The sequence below is a fragment of the Mycobacterium sp. NGS59 genome (genome assembly GCF_059812345.1).
Window position 1 is genome coordinate 58,546 of sequence record NZ_JCALCN010000005.1, and the last position, 16,273, is coordinate 74,818.

At 67.4% G+C, this 16,273-nt stretch carries 15 protein-coding genes; 13 read left to right on the plus strand and 2 right to left on the minus strand.

The window, feature by feature from the left end; all coding sequences use genetic code 11:
- Window positions 1-22: 22 nt before the first annotated feature.
- Both AC5Y46_RS08100 and AC5Y46_RS08105 read left to right on the plus strand, forming a co-directional pair.
- A complete protein-coding gene (locus AC5Y46_RS08100; RefSeq protein WP_499942852.1) occupies window positions 23-313 on the plus strand; it encodes a DUF732 domain-containing protein in 291 nt (96 codons plus the stop codon).
- Window positions 314-416: 103 nt separating this feature from the next.
- Window positions 417-1,145 carry an MgtC/SapB family protein gene (locus tag AC5Y46_RS08105; protein ID WP_499942445.1) on the plus strand — a complete coding sequence of 243 codons (729 nt, stop codon included), beginning with the start codon at window positions 417-419 and terminating at the stop codon, window positions 1,143-1,145.
- Here AC5Y46_RS08105 and AC5Y46_RS08110 read toward each other — a convergent pair whose 3' ends face one another.
- Window positions 1,146-2,321, minus strand: coding sequence for an NAD(P)/FAD-dependent oxidoreductase (locus tag AC5Y46_RS08110; RefSeq protein WP_499942443.1), 1,176 nt, complete (start codon window positions 2,319-2,321; stop codon window positions 1,146-1,148).
- The gene (locus AC5Y46_RS08115) at window positions 2,318-3,229 is read right to left on the minus strand and encodes an alpha/beta hydrolase fold domain-containing protein (RefSeq protein ID WP_499942441.1); all 912 of its coding nucleotides are present in this window, start codon (window positions 3,227-3,229) and stop codon (window positions 2,318-2,320) included. Before AC5Y46_RS08115 ends, AC5Y46_RS08110 begins: the two co-directional genes overlap by 4 nt.
- Before the next feature lie 60 nt (window positions 3,230-3,289).
- Here AC5Y46_RS08115 and AC5Y46_RS08120 point away from each other — a divergent pair, with 60 nt between their 5' ends.
- The 11 genes from AC5Y46_RS08120 (at window position 3,290) to AC5Y46_RS08170 (ending at window position 16,261) form a co-directional block, all read left to right on the plus strand.
- Window positions 3,290-4,246 carry a sterol desaturase family protein gene (locus AC5Y46_RS08120; RefSeq protein WP_499942440.1) on the plus strand — a complete coding sequence of 319 codons (957 nt, stop codon included), beginning with the start codon at window positions 3,290-3,292 and terminating at the stop codon, window positions 4,244-4,246.
- Window positions 4,247-4,343: 97 nt separating this feature from the next.
- Window positions 4,344-5,000, plus strand: a complete 657-nt coding sequence (locus AC5Y46_RS08125; RefSeq protein ID WP_499942439.1) for an Rv1815 family serine proteinase — start codon at window positions 4,344-4,346, stop codon at window positions 4,998-5,000.
- Window positions 5,001-5,388: 388 nt separating this feature from the next.
- Window positions 5,389-8,286, plus strand: a complete 2,898-nt coding sequence (locus AC5Y46_RS08130) for a PE family protein (protein WP_499942437.1) — start codon at window positions 5,389-5,391, stop codon at window positions 8,284-8,286.
- A 68-nt stretch (window positions 8,287-8,354) separates the two neighbouring features.
- Window positions 8,355-9,047: a TetR/AcrR family transcriptional regulator gene (locus AC5Y46_RS08135; protein ID WP_499942435.1), complete on the plus strand. Its 693-nt coding sequence runs from the start codon at window positions 8,355-8,357 to the stop codon at window positions 9,045-9,047.
- 112 nt (window positions 9,048-9,159) lie between these two features.
- A complete protein-coding gene (locus tag AC5Y46_RS08140) occupies window positions 9,160-9,660 on the plus strand; it encodes a VOC family protein (RefSeq protein ID WP_499942434.1) in 501 nt (166 codons plus the stop codon).
- Window positions 9,657-11,150: an FAD-binding protein gene (locus tag AC5Y46_RS08145; RefSeq protein ID WP_499942432.1), complete on the plus strand. Its 1,494-nt coding sequence runs from the start codon at window positions 9,657-9,659 to the stop codon at window positions 11,148-11,150. Before AC5Y46_RS08140 ends, AC5Y46_RS08145 begins: the two co-directional genes overlap by 4 nt.
- A 213-nt stretch (window positions 11,151-11,363) precedes the next feature.
- Window positions 11,364-12,389, plus strand: a complete 1,026-nt coding sequence (locus tag AC5Y46_RS08150; protein ID WP_499942431.1) for a hypothetical protein — start codon at window positions 11,364-11,366, stop codon at window positions 12,387-12,389.
- On the plus strand, window positions 12,374-13,192 hold the full coding sequence (locus tag AC5Y46_RS08155; RefSeq protein WP_499942430.1) for a hypothetical protein: 819 nt from the start codon (window positions 12,374-12,376) through the stop codon (window positions 13,190-13,192). Before AC5Y46_RS08150 ends, AC5Y46_RS08155 begins: the two co-directional genes overlap by 16 nt.
- A gap of 12 nt (window positions 13,193-13,204) precedes the next feature.
- Window positions 13,205-13,714, plus strand: a complete 510-nt coding sequence (locus AC5Y46_RS08160; RefSeq protein ID WP_499942428.1) for a hypothetical protein — start codon at window positions 13,205-13,207, stop codon at window positions 13,712-13,714.
- A 9-nt stretch (window positions 13,715-13,723) separates the two neighbouring features.
- Window positions 13,724-15,463, plus strand: coding sequence for an asparagine synthetase B family protein (locus tag AC5Y46_RS08165; RefSeq protein WP_499942426.1), 1,740 nt, complete (start codon window positions 13,724-13,726; stop codon window positions 15,461-15,463).
- Between the two features lie 63 nt (window positions 15,464-15,526).
- Window positions 15,527-16,261, plus strand: coding sequence for a hypothetical protein (locus AC5Y46_RS08170; RefSeq protein WP_499942425.1), 735 nt, complete (start codon window positions 15,527-15,529; stop codon window positions 16,259-16,261).
- Window positions 16,262-16,273 lie beyond the last annotated feature (12 nt).

Sequence of the window (16,273 nt, forward strand, 5' to 3'; positions counted from 1 at the left end):
AGCGGTTTTCGGCGTGGTCGCGATGGTCGCTGTCGCCGCACCGGCCCATGCCGACCCCGGAGGCGACGACGCGTCGTTCCTGGCCGCCCTGCGAGATGCCGGCATCAGCGTTCCCAATCCGGCCCAGGCCATCACGTCCGCCCAAGCGGTGTGCGGATTGATGCGCAACGGTGAAACCGGTCTGCAGGTGCTGACCGACGTGAAGAACCAGAATCCGGCCCTCACTCTGGATGGCGCGGCGCTGTTCACCGCCATTGCGTCGAACACCTACTGTCCCGAACATCTGGGACAACCCGAGGGCGGCTACTTCTAGCGAGACCCCGGTTCGCCTGGGCTCCACCTGGTGTTAACCCGAAGCTGATTGGCTGCCGGTCGGTGATGTAGCAGTCCGTTTCGATCAACACAGGGGTGGTGCGGTGCAGACGTTGAGCATTGCCGATTTCGCACTCCGGCTGTCCGTGGGAGTCGGGTGCGGCGCGCTCATCGGACTCGAACGCCAATGGCGCGCCCGGATGGCGGGGTTGCGCACCAATGCGCTGGTGGCCGCCGGTGCGACGCTGTTCGTGCTGTACGCCGCGGCCACCGAGGACAGCAGCCCGACCCGGGTCGCCTCCTACGTGGTATCCGGCATCGGATTCCTCGGTGGCGGGGTGATTTTGCGCGAGGGAGCCAACGTCCGCGGGCTCAACACCGCCGCCACCTTGTGGTGCTCCGCGGCGGTCGGGGTGCTGGCCGCATCCGGGCATCTGGTATTCGCGTTGATCGCCACCGGCAGCGTCGTCGTCATCCACCTGCTGGGCCGCCCGCTGGGACGGCTCATCGATCACGACAACTCCGGCCAGGAAGACGAAAGTCTCGAGCCCTATCAGGTGCAGGTGATCTGTCGTCCCAAGTCCGCGAAATATGCCCGGGCCCAGATCGTGCAGCACACCAGCAGCAACGACATCATCCTGCGCGGGATCCACACCGGCCAGGGCGGTGACGACAACATCGCACTGACCGCCCACGTGCTGGTCGACGGTCATTCGCCCGCCAAGCTGGAGCGGCTGGTGGGCGAACTGTCGTTGCAGCCGGGGGTGTACGCGGTGCACTGGTATGCCGGCGAGCAGAGCAGTCCCACGCTGCCCAATCCGCAGTCCGACTGATCAGGGCCGGGCCTGGAGGTCGGGGGCGGCGGCGGCCAGCAACTCGTCGCGACGTCCCGTCAGCGGGGGATAGATCCGCCGGGTATTGATCGTCTGCTTGGTCGCCTTGGCCTGCGCGCCCTGGGCCGCTAACGTGCGATCCCAGCCCTCGGTGTAGACCGCCCCGGCGGCTCCGAGGTCGAGAACCGTTACGTACCAAGGGATCCGCAGTGTCAGCAACGGTTGGTCGAACAGATCGCTGATCACGTTGTAACCGGCATAGCGCCCCATTGGCCGCCCATGTTGACACGACATCACCGACAGATGGTCCTCGTCCATCCGGGCGGCAGCCACGTCGCCGGCGGCGAACATTGACGGTACCCCGATGACCCGCAGGTGATCGTCTACGGCCACCCGCCCCAGCCGGTCGCGGGTCACGGGTAACTGCTCGGTGAGCGGGCTGGCGCGCATCCCCGCGCACCACACCACCGTCTCCGCGGCGAGTTGCTCACCCGAGGACAGCAACGCCCCGTGCGGGCTGATCGCCGATACCCCTACTCCTGCCCTGGTCTCGACACCGTTGTCCGACAACGCGTGAGCAATGACTGGCTGCGCCGAGGCGCCCATGTCGGAGCCGATCACGTTGTGGTCGACCAGCAGCACCCGCGGCGTCAGTCCCAGGGCACGCAATCGGCCCGGCAGTTCGCAGGCGACCTCGATCCCCGTCAGCCCGGCGCCGACCACGACCACCGTGGCCGTCGCCTGGCGGCCGGCCAGCTCCTGCAGGTGGTGTTGCAGTCGCAGTGCTGCGTCGTAGGTGTCGACGTCGAAGGCGAACTCCCGCAGTCCAGGCAGGTCGGGCTTGCTCAGTCGGCTGCCCGAAGCAAGAACCAGACGGTCATACGGATAGGTCGCGCCGGCAGCGGTGGTCACGGTCTGGGCGTCGGTGTCGATCGCGGTCACCTCCGCGGGGACGTGCCCGACACCCACGGGTTCCAGTAGATCGCCGAGCGGGATGCGGCAAGCACTCAGGTCCGCCTCGTAGTTGCGCACCCGGATGTCGTGAAATGCTGTGGCGCTGAGCATCGTGACGTCCACAGTCCCCGGCGCGACGCCGAGTTCGTCGAGGCGGCGCGCAGCCCCCAGCGCCGCCCACAACCCCGCGAAACCGGAGCCGATCACCACGACCCGGATCAACCGGACAACACCGTGCGGATCTGGCCCAGGGTCACTTTGGCCTTATGGCCGGGCAGCAACATCCACGTGTGCATGCCACCCTCGAGTTCGTACCAGCCGATGTCGAGACCCTCGCCGATCGCGCGCTTGCGGAAGGCCCGCGCATCGGGGTTGAGCACGTCGTGGGTGCCGGTGAAGACCGACAGGCGCGGCAGCCCGTCCAGCGGTCCCATGCTCGGGCTGAGCAGGGGGTGATCGAGGGGGTCGCCGGCAGCGTAGCGGAGGCCGGCCGCGCGCAGGTCGTCGACGTTGAGGAACGGGTCGATCTTGGCGACCGTCAGCACCTCGGGGTCCGGCAGCCCCAGGTGCATCCAGGGGGAGAGCAGTAGCGCGTCGGTGGGTTGCGGCAACCCGGCATCACGCACCGCATGGCACAGCGCGAACGCCATCCCGCCGCCAGCCGAATCTCCTATGAAAGCAATGGAATTCGGATCCTGCGCATCCAGCAGGCGACGGTAGACCTGCAGCAGGAACGGGAATACCTGGCGGTAGCTGTGTTCGGGGGCGATCGGATAGATCGGCACGGTGATGGTGCGGCGCAGCGTGTGGGCCAGCCTGGCGATGGCCGGCCAATGAAAGTGTGGCAGCAGATCGAGCACGTATGCGCCGCCGTGTAGGTAGAGCACGTGGCCGGCCAGCTCGTCGGGAGCGATGTGTCGGGGGGTCACCTGATAGACCGGGCGACCGCTGAGGTCAGTGCGGGTGACCTCGACTTTGTTCAGCACCAGCTTCGACGGCCGCCCACAGTAGGGCGGACGCGGATGGGCCGCCCAATATTCCAGCTTGGCCGTCGGGAACAGCCGGTTGCGGACGCCGGACGCGCGCAGCAGCCGCTCGGCGACGCGAGGTTTGGGTATCGGGCGGATCATCCTCGCCTTCAGTTCGTCGTCTTTTCGTGAGGGGCCATGGCGTTAAGTAATCTGTCCATTGTGAGTGGTTTGACGGGCTTTTTCTCGGCACTGCCTGCGGAGATGCGGGATCCGGTGTTGTTTGCGATTCCTTTCTTCCTGCTGCTGCTGACGCTGGAGTGGGCCGCGGCCCGCAAGTTGGAGAAGCTCGAGTCGGAAGAGACCGGTGCAATCCCAGCGGATCCGAGGCCGTCCTCCGGGTCGTACCTCACCCGGGATTCGATGGCGAGCATCTCGATGGGATTGGTGTCGATCGCGACGACCGCCGCCTGGAAAGCCCTGGCGCTGTTCGGATACGCAGCGATCTATGCCTATGTCGCTCCATGGCACCTCCCTGCGACCAAGTGGTACACGTGGGTCGTCGCCTTTCTGGGTGTCGACCTGCTCTACTACCTCTATCACCGTGTCGCCCACCGTGTCCGGCTGATTTGGGCTACCCACCAGGCTCATCACTCAAGCCAATACTTCAACTTTGCCACCGCGTTGCGCCAGAAGTGGAACAACAGCGGCGAGATCCTGATGTGGCTGCCGTTGCCGTTGCTGGGCCTGCCGCCCTGGATGGTGTTCTTCAGCTGGTCGCTGAACCTGATCTACCAGTTCTGGGTGCACACCGAACGCATCGGCAGGATGCCGCGGTGGTTCGAGTTCGTCTTCAACACCCCGTCCCACCACCGGGTGCACCATGGCATGGACCAGCCGTATCTGGACAAGAACTACGGCGGGATCTTCATCATCTGGGACCGGCTGTTCGGCACCTTTCAGAAGGAGCTGTTCCGTCCGCACTACGGTCTGACCAAACAGGTTGACACGTTCAACATCTGGAAGCTGCAGACGCACGAATATGCGGCGATCGCGCGGGACTGGCGATCGGCGCGACGGCTGCGGGACCGGCTCGGTTACGTTTTCGGCCCGCCCGGTTGGGCGCCGCGCCGGGCCGAGCAGCCCGATGCGGCCGCGCCGCTGGCCACATCTCGGTAACGCGGCGGCCACTTTTCACGAAAGCTTCAGTGTCGGGGATATAACGCGGTGACCGCACCTACCGGTCGGCGCTTTGTCACAGAGGGAGGGAACGGTCGTGAGCCGCCTGGCATTGCGCACGCTGATCGCACCGGTGATTCTTGCGGGACTGAGCTGGGGTCTCACCCCGGCAACCGGCCACGCCAATCCCGTGACGGCGTACCCCGGCATGGAGATCCATCAGGACAATCACGTGTGCACGTTGGGTTTCGTCGATACCCGGTCGCGAACGGCGTTCACGGCCGGGCATTGCCGGGGCAGCGGACTCGTCTACGACAAAGACAACAACATCATCGGGCGCATGACGACGTTCCGGGACAACACCCCTACCGGTTCCACGGTGGCGACTGACCAGTTGATCGCCGACTACGAGGCGATTGCGTTGGCCGAAGGTGTTGCGGCAAGCGACATCTTGCCGGGTGGGCGTGCGCTGCGCTCCGGCGCCGGTGCGGTGTCGCCCGGGCAGGCGGTCTGCCATTTCGGCATCACCACCGGGGAGACCTGCGGAACCGTGGAGAGCATCAACAACGGCTGGTTCACCATGACCAACAGCGTGCAGACGCAGCAGGGTGACTCCGGCGGACCGGTTTTCCTGGAGTCCAGCAGTCAGATCGTCGGAATCTTCAACAGTGTCTGGGGCACGCTGCCTGCGGCGGTGTCCTGGCAGGCCGCGTCGCAACAGGCACGCGAGGACATGGGCGTCAACCCCAGCTAGGTATCGAATCAGCGGATTGACGCTGCTGGCTGCGCCATTCTTGGCCATATTGAATACCTGCGTGATTCATAGGCGAGATATATTTGAATCGCCACGCCACCCGCAAAACATTCTTTTGCGTCTTGAGCAAGAAACTGCAGTTCAAAAACCCTGCTTTAGACCATTTCAACGGTCAAATCAAGGGGCAACAATCTCCGGGTAAACCTAGTGCGTACCGAGTCGCGGAGTTACGATCCGATACGCAATTCTCCAGATGTACCGGTCTTCGTCTCGACCCAGGTTTCGTCGTTTCCCACACCAACTCAGCACGTGTTTGTCCGTGTAATGCGGTAGCGGTTCCCCGTCCCTATTGACACGTTTTCGACCCAGAGAAAGTCAGGTTCTCTTCATGTCATATGTGATCGCATTCCCCGAGTTCGTTGCGGCGGCAGCTACGGACGTGGCCGGGATCGGCTCGGCGGTCAGCACGGCCAATCGAGCGGTCGCCGGAGCCACCACGGGGGTGCTGGCCGCGGCCGAAGATGAGGTATCAGCAGCGATCGCGGCCCTCTTCTCCGTCCACGGACAGAGTTATCAGTCACTGAGCAACCAGGCCGCAGCACTGCACGACCAATTCGTGCGGACGCTGACCAGCAGCGCGGATGCTTACGCGACGGCCGAGACGCTTGGCGTGGAACAGCTGGTGCTCGGAGTGATCAACGCGCCCACCCAGGCATTGTTGGGACGCCCGCTGCTGGGCAACGGCAGCAACGGCGCATCGGGGACCGGAGCCAACGGCGGAGCCGGCGGGATTCTGTGGGGTAACGGCGGCGACGGGGGGTCCGGCGCCCCCGGGCAGGCCGGCGGACGCGGTGGCGACGCCGGGTTGTTCGGCAACGGTGGTCGCGGGGGCACCGGTGGGACGGGCCTGACCGGCGCGCTGGGCGCCACAGGCAGCCTGGGCGGCACGGGCGGCGCCGGAGGGACCGGCGGCGCAGGCGGTAACGGCGGGATGCTGTGGGGTGCCGGCGGGGCTGGCGGTGCGGGCGGGCTGGGCGGTGTCGGAGGCACCGGGGGTGCCGGCGCGGCCGGGGCAGCGGGTGTCGCCGGTATCGAGAACGGCACCGGGGGCGTCGGAAAAGCCGGCGGTCAGGGCGGTACCGGCGGAGTCGGCGGGGCCGGCGGTGCCGGTGGTGCCTCAGGGTTGTTCGGCGGAGGTGCCGGAGCGAGCGGCGGCGCCGGCGACGGCGGGATCGGCGGCACCGGCGGAACGGGCGGCCAAGGCGGCCAGGGTGTTTCCGACACCGGATCCGGAGCGGGCACCGGCGGCCAGGGCGGTCAGGGAGGTGCAGCCGGCATCGGCGGTAGCGGTGCGGTGCCCGGCGGCATGGGCGCCGGCGGGAGCGGCGGCACCGGTGGCACCGGCGGCACCGGAATGGACGGCGGCACCGGGACGGAATTTGGCGGCGACGGCGGAGCCGGCACCCAGGGCGGCATCGGGGGTGTGGGCGGCGTCGGCGGCGCCGGCAACGGAGGCACCAACGGAAACGGCGGCACCGGAGGTATCGGCGGCACCGGCGGCAAGGGCGGCGACGGCGTCGACGCCGGCATCGGCGGTCGTGGCGGAGACGGCGGGACCGCCGGCCGGGGAGGTGCGGCGGGCAGCGGCGGTAGCGGTGGCACCGCGGGTGATTCCGGAACCGGTGGGACCGGCGGCACCGGCGGAACGGGTACCGGCGGCGGCGACGGCGGGACCGGCGGCGTCTCGGAGAGCGACGGCACCGGTAAGGCCACCGGCGGTACCGGAGGCGAGGGGGGCGCCGGTACCACGGGTACCGGTGGCGCCGGCGGCCGAGGCGGTGAGGCCCACCATTCCGGGGCCGGTGCCGCTGTCGGTGGTGCCGGCGGCAAGGGCGGGAGCGGACTTGCCGGTGGCGGTGCCGGTGGTCACGGCGGCGACGTGTACCACCAAGGAACGGGGAACGCCACCGGCGGTGCCGGTGCGAACGGCACCGACGGCGGCACCGACGGCGTCGGCGGGAATGGCGGCGACGGCGGATCCGCGCTGATAGAAAACACCGAGTCGCCGGGCGTCGCCACCGGCGGCAAGGCAGGATCGGGCGGTTCAGGGACCAGCGGCGGTCACGGCGGTACCGCCGGCGTCGCATTGACCCAAGGCACGGGCGAGGTCATTGCCGCCGCCGGAGGTGCCGGAGGCAATGGCACCACCGGGACCGGCGGTGACGGCGGAGGTGGCGGTGCAGCCTACGTGGACAACGGCGGCTCGCTCGTTGATGTCGTCGGCGGGGCCGGCGGTATCGGTGGTACGGGCACTGCGGGCGGCGGCTCCGGCGGTCACGGTGGCGACGCCGTCACCTACGGGACCGGAAGTGCCCTCGGTGGTGCGGGTGTTGCCGGCACCGGCGGCGGCACCACGGGCACCGGCGGGCACGGTGGGAACGGGGGCAGCGCGGGAACCGGGCACCCCGATTCCCCCGCGACGGCGACTGGGGGTGCCGGTGGCGCAGGTGGCGCCGGCACCACCGGCGGTGACGGCGGTGACGGCGGTGTCGCGGCGACTCTGGGACGCGGCAACGTGCGTCCCGGCGTCGGCGGCGCCGGCGGTACCGGAACCGTCGGTGACGGCGGCGCCGGGGGCGACGGAGGCCATGCGCAAGTCCTGACCCCCGACTCGGCGGCAAACGCGACCGGCGCCGCCGGAGGCATCGGCGGCAACAGCGTCGACGGCCGCGGAGGCGCGGGCGGCTCCGGCGGTGACGCGCAGACCGAGGGCGCCGGGAACGCCACCGGCCACAGTGGCGCTCTCGGCGGCACCGGCGGTGCGGGCGGTGGAAACGGCGGTGCCGGCGGATCTGCGCGCAGCTCGGGAACCGGTGACGCCACCGGCGGTGCTGGTGGCGCCGCCGGCGACGGGGGAACTGGCGGTACCGGCGGGGACGGGGGTGCCGGTGGCGAGGCGTCGATCGACGACCCCGATTCGTTGGGGACGGCGACCGGTGGGCGCGGCGGCGACGGTGGCGACGGGGGCACGGGCGGCGGCGCCGGGGGCCGCGGCGGCGATGCAAACAGCTGGTGGGACCCGTCCCTTGCAGCCGCCACCGGCGGCAATGGAGGTGACGGCGGCGATGGCACTGCACCGTTGGCCAGTGGCGGCAACGGCGGTGACGGCGGTGACGCATCCGGCTTCAGCGTGACCACCGGCGGATTCGGCGGTGCGGGCGGCAGTGGAGGCCCACTCGGAGGTCCCCCGGGCGCCACCGGCAACGACGGAACGCCTGCCCCCTGACGCCTGTTGTTCGCAGGAATCACGCGAACGCCGAGAGCACCGATCTCGGTCGTGTCAGACTTATCCGGGTGGGCAAACGCCAGGATGCACGGGACCACACCGAGACCCGAATCATCGAACTCGGCCGTCGGCAGCTGGCTTCGCATGGTGTCGCCGGACTGTCGCTGCGGGCGATCGCCCGGGAACTCGGCATGGTGTCCTCGGCGCTTTACCGGTACGTATCCAGTCGCGACGAATTGCTGACGTTGCTGCTCGGTGATGCCTACGACGAGATGGCCGACAGCGTGGAGCGCGCCCGCCGCGAATCCGACAACGATCTGTGGAGCGACGACATCCTCGTCATCACCCATGCGGTGCGCGAGTGGGCGATAGCGCACCCGGCGGAGTGGGCTTTGCTCTACGGCAGTCCGACGCCCGGCTACGCACCACCGACGCGCACCACGACGGTCGGCACGCGGGTGGTGGCCGACCTGTTCGACGCGCTCGCCGCAGGTATCACCACCGGCGACATCATGCTCACCAACGATGCTGCGCCGCAACCGGTGTCGGCGGACTTCGCCCGGATTCGGGACGGTTTCGGATTCCCCGGTGACGACCGCGTGATGGCCAAATGTTTCCTGCTCTGGGCCGCGGTGGTGGGCGCGGTCAGCCTGGAGGTGTTCGGCCAGTACGGCGCCGACACGCTGACCGATCCCCGCAGCGTGTTCGACACCGAGGTGCGGTTGCTGGTCGGCATGCTGGGCAGCGCTGAACGAAACTAGAACATGTTCATCTAGGCGCCGGGGCACCACCCGGCGCGCATCCCGGCAAAGACTTTCCGTACCCCGAGCGAGCCGCACCGGCGAGTCGGGCACTGGGATATCCTTCCAGGCGATGGACATTCTCGTTCAGTCGCCTATCCAGATCGCCTGGGTCACGACGGACCTCGACGCCACCGAAAAGGCTCTCACCGGGCTTTTAGGCGTGAAGAAGTGGGTCCGCATCCCCGACGTCCATTTCGCCCCGGACGTCTGCAGCTACCGTGGGCAGCCGGCGGACTTCGTGGCGCACATATCGCTGAGCTACCTCGGCGACATGCAGCTGGAGTTGATCGCCCCGGTCCGCGGAGAGAACGTCTATAGCGACTTTCTGCGCGATCACGGCCCGGGTCTGCATCACATCTGCGTCGAAGCCGAAAGCCCGCAACAATTCGACGCCGCACTCGCCGACGCTGTCCGCCAGAACGCCCCGGTGGTGCAACAGGGGGTGATGGCAGGCGGACTCCAATTCGCCTATGTGGCAGCGCCGCAGGCAGGCGTGCCGTACTTGGAGATCGCGTATCTCTCGCCCGAAATCAGAGCGTTCTACGACTACATCAAACAGGAGCAGCGGTGAGTACCGACATCCCGGCAACCGTCAACGTGGACACGGTGGAGTCCTGGACGGACGAAACCGACGTGCTGGTCATCGGTTTCGGCATCTCGGGTGGCTGCGCGGCCGTGTCGGCCGCGGCGGTCGGCGCACGGGTGCTGGTGCTGGAACGTGCGGCCGCCGCCGGCGGTACCACTTCGATGGCGGGTGGTCACTTCTACCTGGGCGGCGGAACGGCGGTGCAGGAGGCCACCGGGCATGCCGACTCACCCGAAGAGATGTACAAATATCTGGTCGCGGTATCCCGTGAGCCTGAATTCGACAAGATTCGGGCGTACTGCGACGACAGCGTGGAACACTTCAATTGGCTTGAGGGCCTTGGCTTTCAGTTCGAGCGCAGCTACTACCCGGGCAAGGTGGTCGTCCCGCCGGGCACCGAGGGTTTGAGCTACACCGGCAACGAGAAGGTGTGGCCGTTCTGCGAGCGGGCCGTGCCCGCACCGCGCGGGCATTCCGTGCCGGTGCCCGGTGAATTGGGCGGCGCGGCAATGGTGATCGATCTGCTGGTCAAACGCGCCGACGAACTGGCTGTGGAACTGCGTTACGAAACCGGCGCGACCAACCTGATCGTGGACGACGACGGCGCGGTGGTCGGCGTGATGTGGAAGCACTTCGGCGAGACCGGTGCGATAAAAGCGAAGGCGGTCGTGATCGCCGCCGGTGGTTTCGCGATGAACGACGACATGGTCGCCGAGCACACCCCGGCACTGGGACAACCCCGTCGCACCAAACACCATGGCTTGGTGGCGCCCTACATCCTGGGCAACCCGAACGACGACGGCCTGGGCATCCGGATGGGTGTTTCGGCCGGCGGAGCCACCAAACACATGGACGAGTTGTTCATCACCGCGGCCGCGTACCCGCCGGAAATCCTGCTGACCGGTGTGATCGTCAACAAGGAGGGCGAGCGGTTCGTCGCCGAAGACTCCTATCACTCGCGTACGTCGGCGTTCGTGCTGGAACAGCCCGAGCAAACGGCGTACCTGATCGTCGACGAAGCGCACATGCAGATGCCCGAGATGCCGCTGATCAAATTCCTCGACGGTTACGAGACGATCGAGGAGCTGGAGACTGCGCTGGAGATCCCCGCGGGCAGCGTCGCGGCGACCCTGCAGCGCTACAACGAGCTCGCCGCCGACGGTGCGGATCCCGACTTCCACAAGCAACCGGAATACCTTGCGCCACAAGACAAGGGACCCTGGGCGGTGTTCGATCTCTCGTTGGGGCGGGCGATGTATTCCGGCTTCACCATCGGTGGTCTGGCGGTCACTTTGGACGGCGAGGTGCAACGCGCCGACGGCAGCGTGATCCCGGGTCTCTACGCCGCCGGGGCCTGTGCCGCCAACATCGCCCAGGACGGTAAGGGATATGCCAGCGGGACGCAGCTGGGGGAGGGGTCGTTCTTCGGGCGCCGCGCCGGAGCCCACGCGGCGGCGAGCTCGCAGGCGCGGTAAACAGTCTCAGCGCCGGAGCGGCGTGCACAAGCCGCTGCCAGCAAGGCAAACTGCTCGAACCATCTCCGAATCAACCGAAACGGAGGTCGCCTGAAACACCCCGATCACAGATTTCGACAATTCCTCGTCGCTACGTGCGACACTGAGGCACACCTGCCAGGCAACCCCAACCAGGGTCGATGAATCGTGATCTGTCCGCACTGTCGCCAAAGTGTGTTGTACAAGGAACGCTCCGGGCGGCGCTGTTCGAAGTGTCGTCGGTCGTTCGCACTTGAACCCAAGACAAGCCCGCTCAGGCTGCACGACGTGAGGCTTCGCAAGCTGGCCGAGCGGTTAAGTGCCGGGCGCGGTCTGCGCTACACGCCGGAGCAACTCTGGTACGCGGCCGGCCGGACGAAAGTGCGTGGTACCTGTTCCGGATTCGATGCCGTCCCCAAGGCTCTGGGATACGCGGCGGTCGTGGTCGCGTGCCTTGCCCTCATCGCGTTCAAGATCGCTGACGTTACCGGCCTGCGCCCACTGGTCGTGCTCATCGCCGTCGCCGTGATCGCGCTCGTCGCCGCCGTGGTCATGGTGCTCGGCGACGAGACCATACGGGCGACGATCTCGGACCGCTTCCGCGCGCGGATCCGGATGCCGGTCAGCTTCGAACTCTTTGAAGAGAAAGTGGAAGATCGGTGGGCGCAGGTGTACGGCGGACCGCCGCGGGGAGAAGTGGATTCGCGCGCGCCGCTGCCGCCGCCGGTGGAGCGCCCTCGCTTCGCGCTGCTGTGTCCAGACTTGTCCGTGCGCACCTGCCTTGCCGCCAATGACGTATCACGCACTCGGGCCATCATGCTGGCGGGCCGCATCGAACATATTCCCCCGCAGATCCCGGTGGTGGTGTTACACGATGCGAGCCTGGACGGACTGCTGTTCGCGGACTCCGCCCGCGCAACCCTGGGACCGCGAGCTTTTGTGGCGGGATTGGCACCGAGAACGGTGCTGGCCAGCCGGTCCTCACTGCGGCTGCGCGAGGCTGCACCGGCGCCGGAGGATCTGGCTCGCCTGCGCCGAGACGGATTAACGCAGGCTGAAATCGACTGGCTGGCCAAGGGGTGGTGGTCGCCGATCGCTGCGGTTCCACCGGCCAAACTGCTCGCCGCCGTGGATCGGGCGGTGCAGCAAATCGGGGCAGCGTCGGATTCCGACCAGCGTCGTGCCGAAGCGATCGGCTTTCTCACGTGGCCGGCGTCGTGAGGGACCGGGTGCTGGGCCGCCTGGTGCGTATCGCGGCCCAGCGGGCGGGCGCACCAGCTGGACTGCGCTTCACCGAACGTCAGCTCTACTACGAACTTTGCCGACTGGCGCTTCCGGCGCAACGACTGCCACACCGGCCTGCGTTCACCCTCGCCCCACCAGTGAGTTACCGCGCGTTCCAGGAGGTGCTGAACCGCCACGGCGAGGTGCCCGGGCTGCTCAGGCCAACGCCGCCCCGTACGGGACCCGCCGGCCGGCACACCCAGGAACCAGACCTGTTCGACTACGGTCTGTCGCGACTGCTGGTCTGCGAGTCCGACCCGGTCGCGCAGATGTTGCGCGCCAACGGGTTAGCGATGGAATTGGCCTGTCCGGTGCTGGGGGCAGCCGAGCTGCCGCTCGATCCGCGGGTTGCGAAGATGCTCGCCAGAGCTGAGCGGGCGGCGATCTATGTGGTGCACGACGCCAGCCCGCGGGGACTCGCCTTCCCCGCCCGAATCCCCGAGCTCACCGATATTCCCGCAGGCGCGCGGGTGGTCCCGCTCGGTCTGCGGCCGCACCATGCAGGCCGACTGCACGTTTTTCACGGCCGGGGCCGTCCGGAGCCCGTCGAGGTCGCGGTCACCGTGTGGGAGCGTGCTTGGCTGCGACGTGGCCGATTCGCCCACCTCGAGGCGGTGCACCCGGCATCACTGCTACGCAGCGTGCACCGTCTGGTGCGCGAAGTACCTTCGCCCCCAACATTTCTCACCGAGGTGCAGCGCGTCCGCGGAACGGGCTTCCTCACCTGGCCGGCCGCATGAGAGGGGCTTTGGATGCCGCCGTACCGGCAAATCACCTACACCGATGAATTGCTCAGCGACGGCACCGTGCATCGGCAGTACTCCGACGGGCGCCAAGAGTGGCGGCGGCGATCCGCTGCGGGGTCAGTGCAGTGGCACGACCACAGCGGCAACTCGGGCACCGACGAACCACTGGGTCATAAGCTGGTCAAGCGAACTCTTCGCGACGGAAGGGTGATCTACGGACGTGAAGGTGGATATGGCCGAACTCTCTGGGGCGACGGCATTCTCACCGTGAATCGCTCGTCGTTCGGTGGGCGGCTCGGCACGATCTTGGCCGCAATGGCGGGCGGGGTGTTGCTCGGCGGGTTGGCGATGCCGCCGTACAGCCTGACCGCGGCGCAGGAGGAAGAACTGCGCACGCAGGGGGCCAAAGACCCGCGGGATTCGGGCGGAGGGGATTGGGACGATACGAGCGTTGCCGGCTGGGGCGACGACGGCTTCGATGGGGACTGCTGGGCCGACGGCTGCGATTTCGGCTGAGGTGCTCAGATGTCTCGCTGGTGTGCATTTTTCAGCCCGGACGACTTGCACGGCCAGGTTCGCGCTGTCGGGGCGGACCCGATAGCGGTGACCGGGCACTATGCCTTCGGTCTGGTCGGCGGCCCGGGTGCGGCTGCAGGACCGTACCGCACCAATCCTCGTGGCCGGGGCGCTCTGGTCGCTGTCGGAGAGGTCACGCTACACAACATCGACCGGCTGCGCACCCGCCTCGGTGCCGACGCGCCCTCGCCCAGCTGTAGCGACGGCGAACTCTTACTGCGTTCCTACGCCCGCTTCGGGCTCGACGGAATCGCTGCCGCGGAGGGCATGTTCGCCATGGCCATCGTTGACGGAGCCGAGCTGCTGCTGGTCCGCGACCATGTGGGTGCTCGCACGTTGTTTTATGCGAAGGCGGGTGATAGCTGGTGTGCCTCGACGTCGCTGCGAGTGCTCGCGCGCTGGCCTAAGCTTCGGACGGGTCTGAATCTTCCTGCGGTGCAGTCGTTTTTGAGCTTCGCCTACCTGCCGGGGCGCGAGACGCTGCTCCGCGATGTCGCCGAGGTGCTGCCGGGGCGCTGCGTCCGGCTGCGCGCAGACGGTTCATCCACCGAGGAAACGTATTGGGAGCCATGCGAAGTCCCTGACAGCAGGCCGAGCGACGCTCACGCGCTACGACTGCGCACGCTGCTCGAGGATGCAACTGCCCGGCGACTGCCACCCGGGGAGCCCGTCGGGGTGTTGCTGTCTGGCGGGATCGACAGCAGCCTGGTCACGGCTCTTGCCGCCAAACTGCACGACCATACCGTGCACACCTACTCCATCAGTTTCGGGCGTCATGCGCCCAACGAGCTCGGGTACTCCGGACTGGTTGCCGCGCATTGCAACACCCGCCATCGCGTGCTCACGGTCTCGGGCGAGGCGGTCGCGGCCCGGCTCGCGGAAACGGTTGCGCTGCTGGACAGTCCGGTCGGAGACCCCCTGACTGTCCCGAATCTGATGCTCGCCGAAGCCGTTTCGGCAGACGGCGCTACGGTGGTGCTCAACGGCGAGGGCGGAGATCCGGTGTTCGGCGGCCCCAAAAACCTGCCGATGCTGATCTTCGAATTGGCTCGCGAGGATCCCGACCCGAATGCTCGCGCGCAGGCATACCTCGACAGTTACCGCAAGTGCTACGCGGACCTGCCGGTGCTGCTGCGCCCAGAGGCGCTCGCCGCACTCACCGATGCGCCGCCGCTCACCGAGGTTTTCATGCCCTACCTGCGGCAGGGCCCAATGCGTAGCCTGCTCAACCAGCTGCTGCACGCGAATCTGCGCACCAAGGGTGCCCATCACATTCTCACCAAGGTGGAACGCATCACAACTGCTGCCGGTGTCCAGGGGCGTGCGCCGCTGTTCGACCGAGCGGTGATCGACCACGCCTTCTGTGTGCCTCCGCGCTACAAACTGGCCGGAACAGTCGAAAAGTGGATCCTCAAACAGGCGGTGCGCGACCTGCTTCCGGCCACGATCGTGGATCGCCCGAAAAGCGGGATGCGAGTTCCGGTGCAGCAGTGGCTGGCCGGTCCGCTGCGCGACCTCAGCCACGACCTGCTGCTCGGTCGCTCGACACGGGCCAGGGCCCTGTTCCGGGAGGACACCATCCGTGCCTGGCTTCGCGGTCAGGGTGCGCTGCTGCCGCGCCAGGGCGGCAAGTTGTGGCTGCTGCTGTCGCTGGAGCTGTGGTTACGTTCCTTCGGGGTAGACCCGTGAGGCCGTGATGAATTCGCACCGCTGCCGACAGAACCGATTGACACACTGAGGAGTTCGTGTCGCATGCCCGAACCGAGAATCAAGACTACGGCCGACGACGAGAACGAGATCCACGATGTCGCCGAGTTCGTCGACCCCGCACGCAATGTCGTGACGCCGGTGGCGCAGTTCCCGGCCGACGTCGCCCTCGCGGTCGTGCAGGCTTTCTCGGGAATCGTCCGCAGTGCCAAGTCGAGTCGCGCAGCGACCACGCCGGATGTGGACGGCATCGTGCGCTCGCAGACATTCGAAGAGGGCGACGTGTACATGATCGAAAAGCCCTTCGACGGGTACTTCGCCGACCGCTATTTGATGGACTTCTACGACGTTGAGGACCGCGGCATCTGCTCGCGCATGCACCTGCACACCGGGCTGCGACTGGTCCGCATGATGACAGGCCCGAACACCCAGATCCGTGTCGGTAGCCTCTCACCTTTCGACGTCACCGACATCGCGGGCGTAACCCCGTTCCATCCCAACCAGTTTCAGGACGACCTGCCCGAACCCCCGCGTGGCATCCGCCGGATCCGTTACAACCTCGTGGTCCCGCCCTGCTCGTTCGTCGACATGCAGATCCCCCGCGGCACCAGCCACCAGTTCAACGCCATCGGCCCTCATGCCGTGATCGACTCTGTCCACCCCGAGGAATCCATCGAGATCTTCCGCGAACGCATGTCCGGCTACAAAATGACCGCCCAGACCGTGTTCCTGGCCGACTCACGACCTCCGGCCCGCACCTGCCCGCGCACCGGTCCGTGAGCGCAGGCGACG